Raw genomic sequence first — 1,796 nt, 5'->3', positions numbered from 1 at the left:
ATCTCCATCGAGTGCTCCGTGAGGCGGGCGGGGGCTTGCGGATGTGGTGCAGGAACGGCGCGGACCAAGAGGATACACGTCGCGCGCGAGCCGCGCCAGCGAGTTGCACCCGGAGCGCGCACCGGCGTTCCGGAGCGATGCAGGAGCCCCGTTTTCGTCACCATCACGCGGCCCCTGTCTTGCGCAGGGCGCACGCGGCAGTTGAGGGACGAACCTCTTATTCAGGAGAACGCTAGATGTCGGACAGCACGGGCAACACCGGTACCGGAGACCTGACGTACAACCTGGTCAGCATTCTCTTCCACGCGCTGCAGGGCGCCGAGACGTACGACCAGTACATCCACGACGCCGAGCAGGAGGGCGACAGCAACCTCGCCGAGTTCTTCCGCTCCGTGAAGCAGGAGAACAGCGCGCGGGCCGACCGCGCCAAGGTGCTGCTGCACGCGCGCCTTCACGGCCAGTCGTAGCCCGCACGGCGCCCGCCGCGCGGGAGCCCTGATGCCAAACAGCCGGCGGTCCCCCCGGGGGATCGCCGGCTGTCGGTTTCAGGCGGTGTGGGCGCCTCAGTTCTGCTTGGGTTGGGGAGCCTGCATCTCGGCCTCCAGCATCTGTACGAGCTCGGCCTGATTCTCTTCCGCCAGCCGCTGTCCCAACTCTCCCCCGCGCCGCGTCAGCTGCCCCTGCGCGGCCGCGAACCTCCGTCCCGCGGGCGTGCGCAAGAACGTCACGATGTCGCGAAGCTCCGCTTCTGTGAACGTCTCCGCGTACATCCGGGCGAACGCGGCGGATGCCTCTTCGGAGGTGAGGATTTTCCGCATCCACCGCTGCAGGACGGGACGGAACTGGGCGAGTTCCGGGTCCTGTGCCTCCATGGCGTCGAGCATCACGTCGACGCCCGCGCTGGCGTTCTCCGCCAGGTCCATCAGCGTCGTAAGCTCGCGCGCCAGCGACAACGACGCGTCCGAGACCGCCGTCGCCGGCTGCGCAGGCGTGGTGGTGGGCTGGGCGGCGGCAATCGCGGGCACCATCAATCCGCAGGCGATCACCAAGGTTCGCATCATCCGCATGGGGAGGCCTCCACTATTTTGGGGAAGGGTGTGCTCCGATGAAGCTTGGCGGGGACGGCGGCACACGCAAGGTCACCGCGGCGGGAACAGCGCGGCGCTGATGGGTCGGGCCCGGGTGCGCAGCTCGCGGTCGGCGCGGGCCGTGAGCAGTCGCAGGTCGCGCGGCCGCGGCACGGGCGACGAGGCGCTGGGCACCGGGGTGATGCCGGCCAAGTTCAGCCCGTGGCGGGTGGCGAGCAGCAGGCCCAGCGTGTACCGGCTGACGGCCTCGGGCGCCACCAGGTGCCACACCCCCGCACGCCCGTCCGCGGGCAGCCGCGCCACCTCCCACAGCTGCGCGGCGAGATCTTCGACGGCGGTCGGGCAGCGCAGCTCGTCCGTGAACAGGCGCACGAGGTCGCCGCGGCGCAGTGCGTCGATCAGGGTAGCGCTGGACGCGTCCGGCGGGTCCGCCCGCACGATCAGCGACGTGCGGACCACGGCAGCTCTAGGCATCGCCGCGCGGACGTGCAGCTCGGCGCGCGCCTTCCATCGCCCGTACTCGTGCACCGGGTCCGGCTCCGCATGTTCCGCGTAGGGCCCGCTCTCGCCGTCGAGCAGCGCGTCGGTGCTCATGTGCACGAGCGCCGCGCCCGCCTCCAGGCACGCCGCCACCACCCTCTCAGTCGCCCGCCAGATGTCGCGCTCCCCCTCCCGAGCCGAGTACGCGGTGTGGATCACCAAGTCGGG

General features: G+C 70.7%; 3 protein-coding genes. 1 reads left to right on the top strand and 2 read right to left on the bottom strand.

Annotated features, from left to right (window positions below):
• The first annotated feature begins 236 nt into the window (after positions 1-236).
• Positions 237-467 (top strand): hypothetical protein, encoded by a 231-nt coding sequence (locus tag VIB55_RS17740; RefSeq protein ID WP_331878000.1) that lies wholly within the window; start codon positions 237-239, stop codon positions 465-467.
• Between the two features lie 96 nt (positions 468-563).
• On the opposite strand, the gene VIB55_RS17735 is transcribed toward VIB55_RS17740, so the two are convergent.
• Together VIB55_RS17735 and VIB55_RS17730 are read right to left on the bottom strand one after the other, a co-directional pair.
• Entirely contained in the window at positions 564-1,067 is a 504-nt protein-coding gene (locus VIB55_RS17735; protein WP_331877999.1) for a DUF2059 domain-containing protein, read from the bottom strand.
• Positions 1,068-1,139: 72 nt separating this feature from the next.
• On the bottom strand, positions 1,140-1,796 hold a 657-nt coding region (locus VIB55_RS17730), incomplete at its 5' end, for an SDR family oxidoreductase (protein WP_331877998.1).

Origin of the sequence: Longimicrobium sp., assembly GCF_036554565.1 — a bacterium.
Lineage (GTDB): Bacteria > Gemmatimonadota > Gemmatimonadetes > Longimicrobiales > Longimicrobiaceae > Longimicrobium.
The sequence above is the reverse complement of the archived record's forward strand: the minus strand, read 5'-3'. Positions and strand labels throughout refer to the sequence as shown.

Excerpts from the sequence above, each read along its gene's own strand:
- VIB55_RS17740 (WP_331878000.1), top strand. The coding sequence starts at position 237 with ATGTCGGACAGCACGGGCAACACCGGTACCGGAGACCTGACGTACAAC.
- VIB55_RS17735 (WP_331877999.1), bottom strand. The coding sequence starts at position 1,067 with ATGCGGATGATGCGAACCTTGGTGATCGCCTGCGGATTGATGGTGCCC.